Source organism: Streptomyces sp. NH27 (assembly GCF_056859195.1).
Map to the genome: position 1 here is coordinate 1 of NZ_JACEGK010001109.1, position 408 is coordinate 408.

General features: G+C 75.0%; 1 protein-coding gene. It reads right to left on the bottom strand.

All coding sequences use genetic code 11. The annotated features are described in order from the left end of the window. Nucleotides 1-53: 53 nt before the first annotated feature. Nucleotides 54-408: ATP-binding protein (locus AC13HU_RS38270; RefSeq protein ID WP_483046595.1), on the bottom strand; the 355-nt coding region annotated here is incomplete at its 5' end.

Below are 408 nucleotides of genomic sequence, written 5' to 3' on the forward strand. Positions count from 1 at the left end.
CCTGAGCCCGATCCCGATCCCGATCCCGATCCCGAACTGCCCGCGGCTGCTGGTCAGTGCGGGCTCGCCGGTGTGGCCGTGTCGGCCGGGTCCCCGGGTGGGAAGTCGATGCGGAGGGTGAGGCCGCCGGCGGGGTGAGGGGTGACGGTGAGGGCGGCGGCGTGGGCCGTGGTGGCGGCGCGGACGATGGCCAGGCCCAGGCCGTGACCGTGGTGGGCGTCGTCATGACCCGAAGGGGTACGGGTGCGGGGAGTGCCCAGGCGCTGGAAGGGCTCGAAGAGGCGGTCGATGTCGTGCGGGGGCACGTCCGTGCCGGAGTTGGCGACTTCGAGGTGGGCGCGGTGGTCGGGGGAGGCGCGGGTACGGACGCGGAGGTGGCCGCCGGGGTGGTTGTGGCGCAGGGCGTTG